General features: G+C 36.3%; 2 protein-coding genes. Both read left to right on the plus strand.

Features of this window, described 5'->3' with window-relative positions; genetic code table 11:
- Nucleotides 1-242: 242 nt before the first annotated feature.
- A complete protein-coding gene (gene yjcZ / locus BDR01S_RS25145; protein WP_082797583.1) occupies nucleotides 243-389 on the plus strand; it encodes a sporulation protein YjcZ in 147 nt (48 codons plus the stop codon).
- Nucleotides 390-405: 16 nt separating this feature from the next.
- Complete coding sequence (locus BDR01S_RS26710) at nucleotides 406-534, plus strand: YjcZ family sporulation protein (RefSeq protein ID WP_082797584.1); 129 nt, start codon at nucleotides 406-408, stop codon at nucleotides 532-534.
- Nucleotides 535-651: the final 117 nt, after the last annotated feature.

Genomic DNA, 651 nt, shown 5'->3' on the forward strand with positions numbered 1-651 from the left:
AATATTAGGACATATATTATTACTACCACCAGTTATTCCTGCACATTTTTAAGACCTCTGAAGAAGCGTTTGCATTTATTGCAGACGTTTCTTTTCATTTTTAGAGATTGTTTAAGTAAATCACATATTTTGTCCTATCCATTATGATGATTGTCCAATCTATCCTTGTCTTACGACATATATATACATAGTGAAAAGTTTTTTTCTTCAGATATTCCAATACCAATAGGTGGTGAAGTGATATGTGGGGCTTATGTGGCGGTTACGGCTGCGGTTATAGCGGTGGTTATAGCGGTGGTTATAGCGGCGGTTACGGCGGTGGCAGTACTTTTGTATTAATCGTTGTATTGTTCATTCTGTTAATCATCGTACTTTCCAGCTTCTGCTAATGTATTAATAAACCAAATGGTTGAGCAAAGTCAAAATAAGCATTGTGTGAGGTGTTACTCAGAGGTAGTGGAATGGAAAACTACGTTAATCGTTGTATTGTTCATTCCTCTTATCATTATCGGAGCCTCTTTCATAGGCTACTAAATTGCACAGTGCAAAGGGCAGGTTGAGTTAATCTGCCCTTTTGTTATTGAAATTGATTCGTTATGTTCATATAAAAAAGCATCCTGGAAGGATGCTTTTAGCTCGGAATTAATTTTT

This window comes from Neobacillus drentensis NBRC 102427, from assembly GCF_001591445.1.
GTDB lineage: Bacteria > Bacillota > Bacilli > Bacillales > Cytobacillaceae > Neobacillus > Neobacillus drentensis.

Coding starts and splice junctions, on each gene's coding strand:
- BDR01S_RS26710 (WP_082797584.1), top strand. CDS start 406: ATGGTTGAGCAAAGTCAAAATAAGCATTGTGTGAGGTGTTACTCAGAG.
- yjcZ (WP_082797583.1), top strand. CDS start 243: ATGTGGGGCTTATGTGGCGGTTACGGCTGCGGTTATAGCGGTGGTTAT.